General features: G+C 66.0%; 16 protein-coding genes. 6 read left to right on the plus strand and 10 right to left on the minus strand.

Going from position 1 to position 13,638, the window contains the following annotated elements; all coding sequences use genetic code 11:
- Positions 1 to 38 precede the first annotated feature (38 nt).
- Positions 39 to 1,208: a tRNA 2-thiouridine(34) synthase MnmA gene (mnmA, locus tag KVF90_RS02470; RefSeq protein WP_264393268.1), complete on the plus strand. Its 1,170-nt coding sequence runs from the start codon at positions 39 to 41 to the stop codon at positions 1,206 to 1,208.
- Here the strand turns inward: mnmA and KVF90_RS02475 are convergent.
- Complete coding sequence (locus tag KVF90_RS02475; RefSeq protein ID WP_264393269.1) at positions 1,205 to 1,555, minus strand: hypothetical protein; 351 nt, start codon at positions 1,553 to 1,555, stop codon at positions 1,205 to 1,207. The two genes, mnmA and KVF90_RS02475, sit on opposite strands and share 4 nt — an antisense overlap.
- A 48-nt stretch (positions 1,556 to 1,603) precedes the next feature.
- On the opposite strand from KVF90_RS02475, the gene KVF90_RS02480 reads away from it, so the two are divergent.
- Positions 1,604 to 2,749: a serine hydrolase domain-containing protein gene (locus KVF90_RS02480; protein WP_264393270.1), complete on the plus strand. Its 1,146-nt coding sequence runs from the start codon at positions 1,604 to 1,606 to the stop codon at positions 2,747 to 2,749.
- Positions 2,750 to 2,853: 104 nt separating this feature from the next.
- Here KVF90_RS02480 and KVF90_RS02485 read toward each other — a convergent pair whose 3' ends face one another.
- A complete protein-coding gene (locus KVF90_RS02485; protein WP_264393271.1) occupies positions 2,854 to 3,660 on the minus strand; it encodes a PhzF family phenazine biosynthesis protein in 807 nt (268 codons plus the stop codon).
- A 28-nt stretch (positions 3,661 to 3,688) separates the two neighbouring features.
- Complete coding sequence (gene pdxH / locus KVF90_RS02490) at positions 3,689 to 4,345, minus strand: pyridoxamine 5'-phosphate oxidase (protein ID WP_264393272.1); 657 nt, start codon at positions 4,343 to 4,345, stop codon at positions 3,689 to 3,691.
- Positions 4,346 to 4,527: 182 nt separating this feature from the next.
- Between pdxH and KVF90_RS02495 the strand changes: the two genes are divergently transcribed.
- From KVF90_RS02495 to KVF90_RS02510, 4 genes are read left to right on the plus strand one after another with little or no spacing between them, the layout of a single operon-like run.
- Positions 4,528 to 5,517: a DnaJ C-terminal domain-containing protein gene (locus tag KVF90_RS02495; protein ID WP_264393273.1), complete on the plus strand. Its 990-nt coding sequence runs from the start codon at positions 4,528 to 4,530 to the stop codon at positions 5,515 to 5,517.
- A 30-nt stretch (positions 5,518 to 5,547) separates the two neighbouring features.
- Positions 5,548 to 6,438, plus strand: coding sequence for a YihY/virulence factor BrkB family protein (locus tag KVF90_RS02500; RefSeq protein WP_264393274.1), 891 nt, complete (start codon positions 5,548 to 5,550; stop codon positions 6,436 to 6,438).
- 6 nt (positions 6,439 to 6,444) lie between these two features.
- A complete protein-coding gene (gene fabI / locus KVF90_RS02505; RefSeq protein WP_264393275.1) occupies positions 6,445 to 7,251 on the plus strand; it encodes an enoyl-ACP reductase FabI in 807 nt (268 codons plus the stop codon).
- Positions 7,252 to 7,289: 38 nt separating this feature from the next.
- Entirely contained in the window at positions 7,290 to 8,303 is a 1,014-nt protein-coding gene (locus KVF90_RS02510) for an NAD-dependent epimerase/dehydratase family protein (RefSeq protein WP_264393276.1), read from the plus strand.
- Positions 8,304 to 8,310: 7 nt separating this feature from the next.
- On the opposite strand, the gene KVF90_RS02515 is transcribed toward KVF90_RS02510, so the two are convergent.
- From KVF90_RS02515 to rsfS, 7 genes are all read right to left on the minus strand, one after another.
- Positions 8,311 to 8,862 (minus strand): hypothetical protein, encoded by a 552-nt coding sequence (locus KVF90_RS02515; RefSeq protein ID WP_264393277.1) that lies wholly within the window; start codon positions 8,860 to 8,862, stop codon positions 8,311 to 8,313.
- 105 nt (positions 8,863 to 8,967) lie between these two features.
- Positions 8,968 to 9,489, minus strand: coding sequence for a demethoxyubiquinone hydroxylase family protein (locus KVF90_RS02520; protein WP_264394626.1), 522 nt, complete (start codon positions 9,487 to 9,489; stop codon positions 8,968 to 8,970).
- A 22-nt stretch (positions 9,490 to 9,511) separates the two neighbouring features.
- A complete protein-coding gene (locus tag KVF90_RS02525; RefSeq protein ID WP_264393278.1) occupies positions 9,512 to 9,964 on the minus strand; it encodes a disulfide bond formation protein B in 453 nt (150 codons plus the stop codon).
- A 10-nt stretch (positions 9,965 to 9,974) separates the two neighbouring features.
- On the minus strand, positions 9,975 to 11,336 hold the full coding sequence (locus KVF90_RS02530; protein ID WP_264393279.1) for a S41 family peptidase: 1,362 nt from the start codon (positions 11,334 to 11,336) through the stop codon (positions 9,975 to 9,977).
- Positions 11,337 to 11,469: 133 nt separating this feature from the next.
- The gene (locus tag KVF90_RS02535; RefSeq protein WP_264393280.1) at positions 11,470 to 12,696 is read right to left on the minus strand and encodes a murein hydrolase activator EnvC family protein; all 1,227 of its coding nucleotides are present in this window, start codon (positions 12,694 to 12,696) and stop codon (positions 11,470 to 11,472) included.
- A 7-nt stretch (positions 12,697 to 12,703) separates the two neighbouring features.
- Positions 12,704 to 13,126: a 23S rRNA (pseudouridine(1915)-N(3))-methyltransferase RlmH gene (locus tag KVF90_RS02540; protein ID WP_264393281.1), complete on the minus strand. Its 423-nt coding sequence runs from the start codon at positions 13,124 to 13,126 to the stop codon at positions 12,704 to 12,706.
- 139 nt (positions 13,127 to 13,265) lie between these two features.
- Positions 13,266 to 13,619 carry a ribosome silencing factor gene (rsfS, locus tag KVF90_RS02545; protein WP_264394628.1) on the minus strand — a complete coding sequence of 118 codons (354 nt, stop codon included), beginning with the start codon at positions 13,617 to 13,619 and terminating at the stop codon, positions 13,266 to 13,268.
- Positions 13,620 to 13,638 lie beyond the last annotated feature (19 nt).

Genomic DNA, 13,638 nt, shown 5'->3' on the forward strand with positions numbered 1-13,638 from the left:
GCGAAGGGGGGAAAGGCTCGCTATATCGCGGGCCGCCCATGGAAACCCCTGCCCTTCTCGACGCCGGCCCGCTGACCGGGCCCGAAGCCGCCGCGCTGTTCGATCTGCCGCGCGCCGCCGCCGATTGCCGCATCGTCGTGGCGATGAGCGGCGGGGTCGATTCCTCGGTGGTCGCAGCGCTAGCCCATGCGAGCGGCGCGGAGGTGATCGGCATCACGCTCCAGCTTTATGATTATGGCGCTGCCACGGGCCGCAAGGGCGCGTGCTGCGCTGGCGACGATATTCGCGATGCGCGCGCCGTGGCCGACCGGCTCGGCATCGCGCATTATGTCTTCGATCACGAAAGCGCCTTCCGCGAAGAAGTGGTCGAGCAGTTCGCCGACGAATATCTCGCCGGGCGCACGCCGGTGCCCTGCATCCGCTGCAATATGGGCCCCAAGTTCACCGACCTGTTCCGCATGGCACGGGAGTTGGGTGCGGATTGCCTCGCGACCGGGCATTATGTGCGGCGGGTGATGACGGCTGACGGCCCGCAACTGCACCGCGCCTTCGATCCCGCACGCGACCAGTCCTACTTCCTCTATGGCACCACCGAAGCGCAGCTCGATTACCTGCGCTTCCCGCTGGGCGGAATGCCCAAGCCGCAGGTGCGCGAGCTGGCGGAGGCGGCAGGCCTGCGCAACGCGGCCAAGCCCGATAGTCAGGACATCTGCTTCGTGCCCGATGGCAACTACGCCAAGATCGTCACCAAGGTGCGCCCCGAAGGCGCCGCGCCGGGAGCCATCGTCCATGCGGCAACCGGCGAGACGCTGGGCGAGCATAAGGGCATCGTCCACTTCACCGTCGGCCAGCGCAAGGGCCTCGAAATCGGCGGCCAGCCGGAACCGCTTTACGTCATCGGGCTCGACGCCGCGGCCCGCCAGGTGCGGGTCGGGCCGAAGCGGATGCTGGCGGTGAGCGCGGCGCGGCTGACCGAAACCAACCGCATCGGGCCTTTGCCGGATGTGCCGCTGACCGCGAAGGTGCGCAGTCTCGCCAAGCCGGTGCCGGTGACGCTGGAAGGCGCATTGGGCGATGGCGCGGCGGTGACGATCCGCTTCGATGCGCCCGAATTTGGCGTCGCGCCTGGGCAGGCCGCGGTGATCTATGCAGGCGAGCGCGTGATCGGCGGCGGCTGGATCGATTCGACCGAGGCGGTCACCGCTTAACCCTCCCAAGGCTCCAGCACGCAGCCATAGCCCTTGCGGTAGGTCGCGGTCGCTTCAGCCACCAGCGGGAAGCGCGCGGTGACGCTCTTCGTCTCATCATCATCGACGAGTGTGACCGCTTCCATCCCGGACAGCTTGTCCTTGCGGCAATCTTCCAGACTGCGGCCCGCGACATAGCGGCACGAACACGCCACCCGTGCCGAATAGGCAGAAGCGATGCTGCCATAGCCATTGATCGGCTCGCGGAAGGCCCAGGCTGCACCGCCCACGGCCAGCGCAATGACCGCCAGCAGCCACAATCCATAGCGCGGGCGGCGCGCAGAGCGGGAAGAAGGTGATTTCGCCATTGCCAAGCCCCATTGCCAAACCCGAGCGCATCGGGAAATGAGGGCGCGATGACCCTGCCACCCGCCGTCCTTAATCGCGCGATCCTGCTCGCGCCAGCCCTGCTTGCGCTGGCCGCGTGCGGTGATGCACCGCCTGTCGAAAAGGCGCTTTCGCCCGATGCGCTGGCCGCCGTCACCACGGACGCAGGCGCACCCAAGGACCAGCTGGCACGCGCGATCGACGATGTTTTCACCGCACCGGGCGTGGGCGAAACACGCGCCGTGGTGGTGATGGCCAACGGCAAGCTCGCCGCGGAGCGTTACGCGCCGGGCTATGACAAGGACACGCGCTTCATCAGCTGGTCGATGGCCAAGACCGTCACCGGCGTGCTGATCGGGATGCTGGTTTCGGACGGGCTGCTTGCGCTTGACGCCCCCGCCCCTGTCCCGCTGTGGCAGCGCCCGGGCGATCCGCGCGCCGAGATCACCTTGCGCCAGCTGCTCCAGATGCGCAGCGGCTTGCGCCATACCGAGGCGGGCGATCCGCCCTACGAATCCTCCGAGGTCAGGATGCTGTTCCTCGACGGGCGCGACAATATGGCCAAGTGGGCGCAGGAGCAGCCGCTCGAGGCGGAGCCGGGCAAGCAGTTCGAATATTCATCGAACACCAGCGTGATCCTTGCCGATATCGCCGCGCGCGCGCTCACCACCAGTGACCGGCCCGAGGCGCGGCGCAAGGCGGTGGCCGATTATCTCCAGCAGCGCTTGTTCGGCCCGCTCGGCATGACCAGCATGGTGCCGGAATTCGACGCGTCGGGCACGCTGATCGGTGGCAGCCTGATGCATGCCAGCGCGCGCGACTGGGCCAAGCTGGGCGAGTTCCTTCGGCTGAAAGGCCGCGCCCCGGCGGGCGAGCAGCTTGTGCCGATCCGCTGGGTCGAGGCGATGGTGACGCCCAGCCCTGCCAGCCCGCATTACGGCTTCCAGATCTGGCTCAACCGGCCAATTCCCGGCGTTCCCGCAGGCGAGCACCCGCTGTTCCCCGACCGTGCGCCCAAAAGCCTGTTCAGCCTGATCGGGCATATGGGGCAATATGTGCTGGTCTCGCCCAGCCAGCGGGTAACACTGGTGCGGCTCGGCCATTCGGACAGCGCCGAGCGTCCGGTGATGCTGCAACAGGCGGCGGATGTGCTGGAGCTCTATCCGAGTTCCTAGTGTTCCGCAGCCCATCCGGGCTGCGAAATCCTCGCTCATGATGGCTTCGCCAGCGTCGCTGCGGGCGGGCGGTCGCCCTTGCGGTCGCTTCGCGACCGATTGCCTCAGAGGTAAAAGGCGCCCTCGACCACGGTCACACACGGCCCGCCAAGCCACGCCCTGTCGCCATCAAGCCGCAAGGTCAGATCGCCGCCACGCGCTGACGCCTGATGCGCGGTGAAGCTGTCGCGCCCCAGCCGCTTTGCCCAGAACGGTGTCAGCACCGCGTGGGCCGATCCGGTGACAGAGTCCTCGTCCACCCCGCCGCCGGGGACGAAGACGCGGCTGACGATGTCGGTTGTGTCACCGGGAGCGGTGCAGATGAACTGGTCGGTCCCCAGTGCCCCCAGCCCGCGAATATCGGGATCGAGTGCGCGGATCTCCGCCTCGTTTTCGAACAGGAAGACGTTGTAGCGGGTGTCGTTGCGCCACACCTCGACCGGCGTGGCCCCGAGCAGCGCGACCGCTTCGGGATAATCACGCGGCGCAGTTTCAATGGCGGGCAGCGCGAGTTCGTAAGCACCCGCCGCCTTCACCACTTCCAGGATGCCAGACTTGCGGGTGCGGAAGGTGATCCGCTCAAGCGCCTGTCCTTCGGCGTCGCGCGTCAGCAGAATATGCCCGCTCGCCAGCGTCGCATGGCCACACAGCGCGATTTCGTAAGTCGGCGTACACCAGCGCAGCTCCCAATCCGCTTCGCCGGTGGTGTCGCGCACCACGAAGGCGGTTTCGGCGAACAGGTTCTCGCCGCCGATCTTCACCAGCACATCATCTGGCAGCCATTCGTCGAGCACCATCACAGCCGCTTGGTTCCCGCCAAAGGGTTGCGAAGCGAAGGCATCGACATGCCAATAGGGGATTTTCTGGGGCATCAGGGGCGTCCTTGGGGATAGAGCCTAATCAGGGGTACAAAAGCGTGTCGGACCACGGGGCGTCGGCGCTCTCGCGGATGAATTCGCGGCGGTCATGCAGCCGGTTGTCGCGATCGATCCAGAATTCGATTCTTGTCGGGCACAAAGTAAATCCCGTCCAATGCGGCGGGCGCGGCACTTTCCCTTCGGCCTCGTGCGCGGCCCAGAGTTCCTGCACGCGGTCGAGATAGGTCTGCCGCTCCGGCAGCGGGCGCGACTGGTCGCTCGCCGCGCTGCCGACCTGGCTTTTGTAGGGGCGCGAGTGGAAATAGGCGTCGGCGCGTTCCGGGCTGACCTCGACCAGCGGCCCTTCGATACGGATCTGGCGGCGCAGGCTCTTCCAGTGGAACAGCAGCGCAGCCTGCATGTTGGCGCGGATATGCGTGCCCTTGCGGCTTTCGGCATTGGTGAAGAAGGTGAAGCCGCCGCCTGCGATCTCGCCCTTGCCGTGGCCCTTCAGCAGCACCATCCGCGCCGAGGGCGCGGCATCGGGGGTGGCTGTGGCGAGCGCCATCGCATTGGGATCGTTCAGCTCGCCCACCTGCGCAGCGGCGAACCACTCCTCGAACAGCACGAAGGGATCGGCGCCCGCAGGAAGCACAGAATCGGCAAGCTGGGCGTCATCAAGGGGGGTGGCGTCGGACATTGTTGCGTTCCTGTGTGGCTGCGGCATGGCTCATAGCTACGTGAGTGCCCCGCGAAAAGGCGCAAGCCGGTTACCGGGCGAAGCTGAAACGTCGCTTGTCGATGCCTTGAATCCGCGCAGGCCTGTGTCTTGCATCCAGCCCAAGCTTGCGCATGGCGACTGTCTCACCTAGCTAACACGCTATGGCTGATCCTTACAGCACCCTTGGCATTGCGCGCACCGCTTCGGAGGCGGACATCAAGAGCGCCTATCGCAAGCTCGCCAAGGAGCTGCACCCCGATCGCAACAAGGACAATCCCAAGGCGGCCGAGAAATTCTCGGTCGTGACGCGGGCCTATGATCTGCTGTCGGACAAGGCCAAGCGCGCGCAATATGATCGCGGCGAGATTGATGGCGAGGGCAATCCCGCCAATCCCTTCGCCGGGATGGGCGCACGCGGCGGATATAGCCGGGGCGGCACCTATGGCGCAGGGCCTGGCGGCGGGCCCGGAGCGGGCGGCGATTTTGGCGGGTTCGGCACCGAAGACGTCGATCTGGGCGATCTGTTCGAAGGCCTGTTCGGCGGGCGCAACCGCCAGCAGCAGCAACCCAAGCGCGGTTTCGGCCGTCAGCCGCCGCCACCCCCGCCCAAGCGCGGCGGTGATATCCAGTACCGGCTCGCCGTGCCGTTCGTCGATGCCGCTGCGGGGCGTGACCAGCGCATCACGCTGGCAGACGGCAAGGCGATCAACCTGAAGCTCCCCGCAGGCGTCGAAGACGGCACGATGATGCGCCTGAAGGACAAGGGTCACGCCGGCCCCGGCGGCAATGGCGACGGGATCGTGATGGTCGATGTCGGCAGCCATCCCTTCTTCCGGCGCGAGGGCGACAATATCCGCATGGACCTGCCGATTACCCTCGACGAGGCGGTGCGCGGGGCCAAGGTCAAGTGCCCGACAGTCGACGGCGCGGTGATGCTGACGATCAAACCCGGCAGCTCCGGCGGAACAGTTCTTCGTCTGGGCGGTAAGGGCTGGACCAAGAAGAACGGCGCGCTTATCGACGGCAAGCACGAGCGCGGCGATCAACTGGTCACGCTGGAGATTCAGCTCCCTGCCGATCTCGCAACGCTTGAAGAACGGCTTGAGGGTTGGATCGACCCTGCCCGCCCCCGCGAGAAGTTCGGCCTGTAAGGGCCGCACGCCAGCCGGAGGGCTGACTTTATGACCGCAACCGACAATCCAGCGTCAGCCCCGCATTCCGGCGGGAGACAGCGTGTCTGGGCGGTGACCCGCCGCGTTGCGGTCCACACCTTCAACGACGGGTTCATCCACGCGGGCAACCTCGCCTACCTGTCGATGCTGGCAATATTTCCCTTCTTCATCCTCGGCGCGGCGCTGTTCGACATCATCGGCGGGCGCGAGAATGCGCAGACGATTGTTCTGTCCGTCGCGCGGGCCATGCCGAGTTCGGTCGCCACGGTGATCGTGCCGGTCGCCGAGACGGTGATCTATGCGCGCTCGGGCTGGCTGTTGTGGGCGGGCGGAGCAGTTGGCCTGTGGACCGTTTCGAGCCTGATCGAAACGATCCGCGACATCCTGCACCGCGCATATGGCACCAAGAATGTGAGCGCTTTCTGGAAGACCCGCCTTTTCTCGGCCGGATTGATCCTTGCGGCGGTGGTGATGCTGATGCTCTCGCTGTTCGCGCAGGTGCTGATCGGCGGGGCGCAGGAGGTGATCCGGGCCGCCGCGCCGCAGCTTGCCGAATGGATCGACACGCTCAGCCTGTCGCGAATCCTGCCCGGGCTCGGGCTTGCCTTGTCGCTGTGGGTATTGTTCATCACCCTCACCCCGTCCCGCTATCGCGGCAGACGATGGCCGAAATGGCCGGGCGCGGTGTTCACCACAGCATGGTGGCTGGCGGTCACAGCGGCGCTGCCAGTGCTGCTGCGGAGCGCATTTTCCTATGACGTCACCTACGGCAGTCTTGCCGGAAGTATCGTCACTTTGCTGTTTTTCTGGCTCGTCGGTCTCGGCCTCGTTATTGGCGCGCAGCTGAATGCGGCGTTGGCGCTGGAATCGTTGCCGTCCGCCGAGCCATCCAAGGAGTAGGCATCAATGAACGGTTTGATGGCAGGAAAGCGCGGCCTGATCATGGGTCTTGCCAATGACAAGTCGCTGGCGTGGGGCATCGCCAAGAAGCTCGCCGAGCAGGGGGCCGAACTGGCCTTCTCCTATCAGGGCGAGGCGCTGGCCAAGCGGGTGATCCCGCTCGCCGCCGAACTGGGCAGCGATTTCACCTTCGAATGCGACGTTGCGCGGATGGAATCGCTCGACGCAGCCTTCGCAACGCTGAAACAGCGCTGGGACACGCTCGACTTCGTTGTCCATGCGATCGGCTATTCCGACAAGAACGAGCTGCGGGGGCTTTATGTCGACACCAGCCTCGAGAATTTCCTGAATACCATGAACATCTCGGCCTATTCGCTGGTGGCGATCAGCCAGCGTGCGTCTGCAATGATGCCGGATACCGGCGGGGCGATCCTGACGCTGAGCTATTACGGCGCGGAAAAGGTCGTGCCGCATTACAACGTCATGGGCGTTGCCAAGGCGGCACTGGAAACCAGCGTCAAATATCTCGCCAATGACCTTGGCCCGCGCAACATCCGCGTCAACGCGATCAGCGCAGGGCCGATCAAGACGCTGGCGGCGAGCGGGATCGGCGACTTCCGCTACATCCTGAAGTGGAACGAATTGAACGCGCCGCTGCGCCGCAATGTCACGATCGAGGATGTCGGCGGCGCAGGGCTTTACCTGCTGTCCGACCTTGCCTCCGGCGTCACCGGCGAGACGCACCATGTCGACGCGGGCTACCATGTGGTCGGCATGAAGCAGGAAGACGCACCCGATATCGCGCTTTCTTGAGGGTGCTTTCCTGAAACCCCTCGCCTAAGGCTCGGTTTATGCGCAAGGTTCTCGTCACCGGCACGGCCGGCTTCATCGGCTTTCATCTCTCGCAGCTGCTGCTGGAGGAAGGCTTCAGCGTCGTCGGCTATGACGGCATGACCGATTACTATGATGTGCGGATCAAGCAGCGGCGGCACCAGATGCTGCTCCAGCACCCGCACTTCACCTGCACCGAAGGGATGCTCGAGGATCTCGACACCCTGCGCGCGCTGGCGCTGGCGGAAAAGCCCGATGTGATCGTCCACCTCGCCGCGCAGGCAGGGGTGCGCTACTCGCTCGAGAACCCGCGCGCTTATGTCGACGCGAACCTCATCGGCACCTTCAACGTCATGGAATGCGCACGCGAGCTTGGCGTCGATCATCTGCTGATGGCTTCGACCAGCTCGGTCTACGGTGCGAACACCGAGATGCCCTTCGGCGAGGACCAGAAAGTTGACACGCCCCTGACCTTCTACGCCGCGACCAAGAAGGCGAACGAGGCGATGGCGCATTCCTACGCGCACCTCTGGGACTTGCCGGTGACGATGTTCCGCTTCTTCACGGTCTACGGCCCATGGGGACGGCCCGACATGGCGCTGTTCAAGTTCACCCGCGGGATCCTCGAAGGCACGCCGATCGACATCTACAATAATGGCGAGATGTACCGCGATTTCACCTATGTCAGCGATCTGGTGCGCGGCATCCGCCTGCTGATCGACGCGGCCCCGGTGCGGCCCGAGACGCCCGAGGACATCGCCGAGGGTGACAGCCTCTCCCCCGTCGCCCCGTACCGTGTGGTCAATATCGGCAATGGCGACAAGGTGCGCCTGATGGACTTCATCACCGCCATCGAAGAGGAATGCGGGCGCGAGGCGGTGAAGAACTTCATGCCGATGCAGCAGGGCGATGTGCCCGCGACCTGGGCTGATGCGTCACTGCTCAAATCCCTGACCGGATATGCGCCGCAGACCCCGTTCCGCGAAGGGGTGGCGCGGTTTGTGGCGTGGTATCGGGATTATTACAGAGTGTAAGGCTGGCTTACTTGGGCGGCTGCGGCAGGGCGCCTTCACCCGGCACCTCGCCTGCGCGCTCACGCTCCAGCCGCTGCATATATTCGCGCTCGATCATCTCGACCCGCTCCTGCTCCGCGGCGGCATCGGCATCGATGGTGGAGAGACGCTCGGCCCGCGCTTCCTCGATCAGCTTGCCAAAGCGCACGCCGTCTTCCTCGGCGCGGTCCTTGTAGGCGGCTTCGATGAACTTCTGCGTGCAGCCGGTGAACCCGCCCGCGCCCGCCGGGCTGCAGCTCATCGCACCGAAATCGCCGACATATTTGATCTCTTCGACCAGCCCCGCGCGCGACCTGTTCTCCGGCGAATCGCTGTAACGCAGGTTGGAGGGGATGCGATACCGGTCGGCCTCGACCAGAATTTCGCAGATCACCACTTCGCCCGGCTTGGCGACGGGACATTCGGCTTCGCTATAGGCGATGACCATGTTGATCTTCTCGTCGGCGCTTTGCGCGACAGCTGGGCTGCCGACGGCGACAAGCGCGGCAAGAGCGGCAGCGGGGGCGATCAGATGCTTCATGGCGCTGTGATCCTCTATCGGTACGCGGACGTCGGCGAAAGCCATGCCCCCGCGCGGGACCGCTTGTCTAGTGGGCGGGGACTGAACGCGCGGTGAAGGGAGTAATCAGACCCGCTCGCTCAGCCGGATGGCGATACGGCACCCCAAACGGATCACACCCGCCAGCAGCGGATAGGCAGGCGCCCGCTCGGCACCATTCGCCATGGCCGCATCGAGATGCTCCAGCTCTTCGGCACGAAACGCCTCGATCATTTCGGCGAGCTCGGGGTCGGCTCCGGTCGCCTGGAGCCGCTCGAGCTGCTCGGTGTAATGCTTGTCGATTTCAGTCTCGACCGCTGCGGTGCAGGCCATTGCGGCTTCCGGGCCGAGCAGCGCTGTGCCAGCGCCCAGCGCATAGCCCGCCGCCGACCAGAAGGGATGGAGCGCCGTCGGACGCACGCCGCGCCTGGCGAGCAGGGCATCGAACTTGGCGCGGTGCTCGGCTTCCTGCGCCGCCATATGGCGGATCTCGGCCGAGTGCGGCCCGCGATCGCCCATCACGGCAAGCTGGCCTTCATAGATGCGGGTCGCGCCGAATTCGCCGGCCTGGTCGACCCGGATCATCCGGTGGAGTTCATCGCGTTGCATCATCGGCTCCTTTGCCAACCCCTTACTTGCGATACGCAGCCAGCGCCACAATGGCCGCACCCGCAAGGCTCGAAATCAGGAAATTGAAGCCCGCGAGCGAAATACCGAACAAAGTCCACGGCGCCACGTCGCAGCGGATCAGCGGCGCGGCGTTGAAATCGAGGACGTTCACGCCCGACGCCGGAGCGGTGCAGGCGGTGATCCCCTCCCACCAGTGATATTCGACCCCCGCATGGAATCCGCCGATCAGGCCAGAGGTGAGGATCGCCAACCCTGCCAGCGCGGTCCACACCTGCGGCGGCTTCAGCCAGTAAGCGGCAATGCCCAGCCCGAGCGCCGCGAAATGCGGGTAGCGTTGCCACCAGCACATTTCGCACGGGTACAGGCCGAAGCCGTATTGCGACACGTAAGCCCCGCCCAGCAAGACCGCCGGGACCAGCACGGCGAGCGCGCGGGCCTTCCCCAGATTGTCCATTCGTCGGCCCTTACGGCTTGGCCGGACGCACAGCGGGACGCAGCGCCACGGTGCTCTTGGTGGTGCGGCGCAGGGTATCCATCGCGTAATTCAGCTGGAAGTCCTTGACCCCCTGCTCCTCAAGCTGGGCGGCGGTCAGCTGGAAGCGCGGATCGGCGATCTTGTCCGCCTCCATCTCTTCGTCCTTGATGCCAAGCTCGTTGATCAGGTGCCCGCGCAGATCGCTCTCGCGGGTCTGGTACTTCTGGCGCAGCACGAAGTCAGGGTCCGAGATTTGCGGCACAGTGATGTCCGGCTTGATCCCGCCTTCCTGCACCGATTTGCCCGTGGGCGTGTAATAGCGCGCGGTCGTCAGTTTCAGCGCGGCGTCCTTGCCCAGCGGCAGCAACGACTGCACCGAACCCTTGCCGAAGCTGCGTTCGCCCATGATCAGCGCGCGGCGGTGGTCCTGCAATGCGCCCGCGACGATTTCCGAAGCCGAGGCCGAGCCTGCGTTGATCAGCACGATCATCGGCACGCCTTCGGCCATGTCGCCGCGATAGACCGTCTCGGCATCATAGAGCATCGTCTCGCCCCGCGCGCGCCCGCGCTGGCTGACAATCCGTCCATCGGTCAGGAACAGGTCGGAGAGCGCCACGGATTCATCGAGGCTGCCGCCCGGATTGTTGCGCAGGTCGAGCACCAGCCCGCTGACGCGCCCGCCGGGGGCCTTCTTCTTGATCTCCTGCCACGCGGCAAAGACATCCGCGCCGACATTGGCGGAGAATTCGTTGACGGTGATGACGCCGATATTGCCCGACGCCAGTTCGGAGGTGACCGGCTCCAGCTCGATCACGCCGCGCGTCACGTTCACCTCAAGCGGTTCGGTGCGGCCCGGACGGAAGATGGTGAGCTGGATCGAGGTGCCTTTCGGCCCGCGCATCTGCGCCACGGCGTCATCCAGCTTGGTGTCGACGATCAGCTTGCCATCAAGGTGCGTGATGAAATCGCCCGCCTTGATGCCGGCGACTTCGGCCGGGCTGCCGCGGAACGGCGAGACGACCTTGACCGCCCCATCCTCCATCACGACCGACAGGCCGAGGCCCGAATACTGCCCGTCGATCATGGTTTCGAGGCGCTGGAGATCGCTCCCGTCGAGATAGGCCGAGTGCGGGTCGAGCGCGGCCAGCATCCCGTCAATCGCGCCGCGGATCAGCACGTCATCCTCGACCGGTTCGACGTAACTCGCCTTCACCCGCTGGAACACCGCGAAGAGCTTGGCAAATTCAGGCCCGGCGCGGCCATCGACCTGCGCCATGGTGGCAGTGGTGGCGGGAATCAGCGCGACGGCGGTGACCAGCGCGGCGCTGCGCAGGAGAGCGGCGATTTTCATGTGACGGGCAAGGCTCCTTTGTCACGCGAATGTATAGGTTTGCCGGGCTGAACGCCAGATGAGAGCGAAGGGCGTCCTGCAAACGTGCCTGCGCGGGACAAGGCCGCGTCGGCCTCGACCCCAACTCGTGAATTTATCGTAGATATTGCAAGGGATTGACGGGCTTTCCGTCACGCCGCAATTCGATCGTCACCGGCTGCGCTGCGCCGCTCGCCCGCCCCACCGGGCTGCCACCGATCACACTATCGCCCACCGCGACGTCCACGCGTTCCAGCCCGGTGACGAGGCTGGTCCAGCCGCCCGCGTGTTCAATGATGACGATTCGCCCGAAGCCGCGATAGGCGCCGGCAAAGGCCACCCGCCCGCGTGCCGGGGCAACGACCTGCGCGCCTTGGGCCGGAGCGAGCGTCAACCCGGTCGATGCCAGCCCGCTTTCCCGCTTGGCACCGAACCCGGTCAACGTGCGGCCCTGTACCGGAAGCTGGAAATCGGCGGGCGGCGGCGCGCTCGCGCTGGGGGCGGGCGCAGGCTCGGGCGGCAAGGCTGCGGCAAGATCGGCAGGGCGCAGCACCGGTCCGGGGAGCGCGGCAAGCTCGCTGCGCAGCGCGGCGACTTCGCCCAGCTTGTCGACCAGTCCATCAAGATCGCGCGCTTCCTCGGCCAGTGCCAGCGCGCGCTCGCCCTCGCGCAGAGCCGCGCCCCTGGCGGTGCGCGAGGCGATGCGCTGCTGCTGTTCGAGCGCGGCAAGCTGGCTGCGGCGCTGGCGCAAGGCACTCTCGCCGTCGCGCAGCTGGGTGAGCGCGCGTGCGGCCTGCGCTTCCAGTGCGCGGCCCCGATCAAGATCGCTGCGCAGCGCGGCGGTGCGCTTGCGGATTTGCGGCACAGCGCTCCCCAGTACGGCGCGGACATGGACCACGTCCTGCAATGACCCCGGCTGCAAGGCGGACAGCGCCAGCGGGCGGCGGGAGGCAGTCTGAAGTGCGGCAGCGAGGCGCGCGGTCGGCTCCTGCTTGGCGGCAAGACGCGCGGTCAGGGTGGCGCGCTGGCCCTTGGCGATGGTGAGCTTCGCGCGGGCGACTTCGATCTCGGCTTCCGCCTGCTGGATGCGCGCGGCGAGCGCGGCGGCTTCGCTGGCGGTGCGGGTTGCGGCCTCGGTCGCGGCTTCGGCCTCGGCAGTCAGGCGCGCGGCGCGGGTTTCGGCAAGGCGGCTTTCGCGGGTGGCGCGGGCGAGCGCGGCTTCGGCATCGTCCGCTTCGAGCAGCGTTGTCGCCGGGGCTGCCAGCGTTGCGGGCAAAGCGAAGGCCAGCGCCGCAACGGTGCCGGTCATGGTCAGCAATGCGAGAGCGATGTGCCGTGGCATGATGGCGTCATGCCCGATGATAGGGATGCCCTGCAAGGATCGTGGTGGCGCGGTAGAGCTGTTCCATCAACATCGCGCGGGCCATCATGTGCGGCCAGGTCGCCGGGCCAAAGGCGAGCAGCAGGTCGGCGCTCGCCCGCTCGGCATCGGAATGGCCATCCGCCGCGCCCAGCATGAAGCGCGTCTCGCGCACGCCCTCATCGCGCCAGCGCCCGAGCAGATGGGCAAAATCCTCCGAAGACATCGCCTTCCCGCGCTCGTCGAGCAGCACCGTGCGGCAGGGCGTCAACGGATCAGCCACCTTGCCAGCGCCGGTATCGGGCCATTCGGTGAACTTCACCGGCCAAGTCAGGCGCTTGGCATAGCGATCGACCAACTCGCCCTCGGGCGAGCGACCGATTTTGCCACGAGCGATGATGTGGAGAAGCAAAACGCCACCCTATGCTGTGGGCGCTGATTCGGCCCGCAAAGCGGGCCGCGAGCGCACGGCGCGAGCCGCAGGCGCTCGAGCCCGAAGGGCTCGAAACAGCGCCGAGGACGAGGGCGCGGAGGCGCCCTCGTAAAGAAAACTAATTACGCCCCAACATCGACGCTTCCGACCCCTCGAACGACCACATGCGTTCAAGGTTGTAGAAGGTGCGCACTTCGGGGCGGAACAGGTGGATGACCACGTCGCCCGCGTCGATCAGCACCCAGTCGGCAGCCGGAAGGCCTTCGATCCGCGCGTGGCCGAACCCGGCGTGCTTGATTTTCTCGGCCAGCTTCTGCGCCATCGACGCGACCTGACGGGTCGAACGACCGCTGGCGATCACCATGTGATCGGCAATCGAGCTCTTCCCTTCGAGCGGGATCGAGACAACTTCCTGCGCCTGATCATCGTCAAGCTGTGCGAGCACCAGCTGGTGCAGGGCTGCAGCGCCCATTTCAGGCTTGCCCAGCGAC

Source organism: Porphyrobacter sp. ULC335, from assembly GCF_025917005.1.
Taxonomy (GTDB): Bacteria; Pseudomonadota; Alphaproteobacteria; order Sphingomonadales; family Sphingomonadaceae; genus Erythrobacter.

Coding starts and splice junctions, on each gene's coding strand:
- rsfS (WP_264394628.1), bottom strand. CDS start 13,619: ATGGGCGCTGCAGCCCTGCACCAGCTGGTGCTCGCACAGCTTGACGAT.
- KVF90_RS02485 (WP_264393271.1), bottom strand. CDS start 3,660: ATGCCCCAGAAAATCCCCTATTGGCATGTCGATGCCTTCGCTTCGCAA.
- KVF90_RS02500 (WP_264393274.1), top strand. CDS start 5,548: ATGACCGCAACCGACAATCCAGCGTCAGCCCCGCATTCCGGCGGGAGA.
- KVF90_RS02520 (WP_264394626.1), bottom strand. CDS start 9,489: ATGCAACGCGATGAACTCCACCGGATGATCCGGGTCGACCAGGCCGGC.
- KVF90_RS02525 (WP_264393278.1), bottom strand. CDS start 9,964: ATGGACAATCTGGGGAAGGCCCGCGCGCTCGCCGTGCTGGTCCCGGCG.
- KVF90_RS02510 (WP_264393276.1), top strand. CDS start 7,290: ATGCGCAAGGTTCTCGTCACCGGCACGGCCGGCTTCATCGGCTTTCAT.
- KVF90_RS02515 (WP_264393277.1), bottom strand. CDS start 8,862: ATGAAGCATCTGATCGCCCCCGCTGCCGCTCTTGCCGCGCTTGTCGCC.
- mnmA (WP_264393268.1), top strand. CDS start 39: ATGGAAACCCCTGCCCTTCTCGACGCCGGCCCGCTGACCGGGCCCGAA.
- KVF90_RS02530 (WP_264393279.1), bottom strand. CDS start 11,336: ATGAAAATCGCCGCTCTCCTGCGCAGCGCCGCGCTGGTCACCGCCGTC.
- fabI (WP_264393275.1), top strand. CDS start 6,445: ATGAACGGTTTGATGGCAGGAAAGCGCGGCCTGATCATGGGTCTTGCC.
- KVF90_RS02535 (WP_264393280.1), bottom strand. CDS start 12,696: ATGCCACGGCACATCGCTCTCGCATTGCTGACCATGACCGGCACCGTT.
- KVF90_RS02480 (WP_264393270.1), top strand. CDS start 1,604: ATGACCCTGCCACCCGCCGTCCTTAATCGCGCGATCCTGCTCGCGCCA.
- KVF90_RS02475 (WP_264393269.1), bottom strand. CDS start 1,555: ATGGCGAAATCACCTTCTTCCCGCTCTGCGCGCCGCCCGCGCTATGGA.
- pdxH (WP_264393272.1), bottom strand. CDS start 4,345: ATGTCCGACGCCACCCCCCTTGATGACGCCCAGCTTGCCGATTCTGTG.
- KVF90_RS02495 (WP_264393273.1), top strand. CDS start 4,528: ATGGCTGATCCTTACAGCACCCTTGGCATTGCGCGCACCGCTTCGGAG.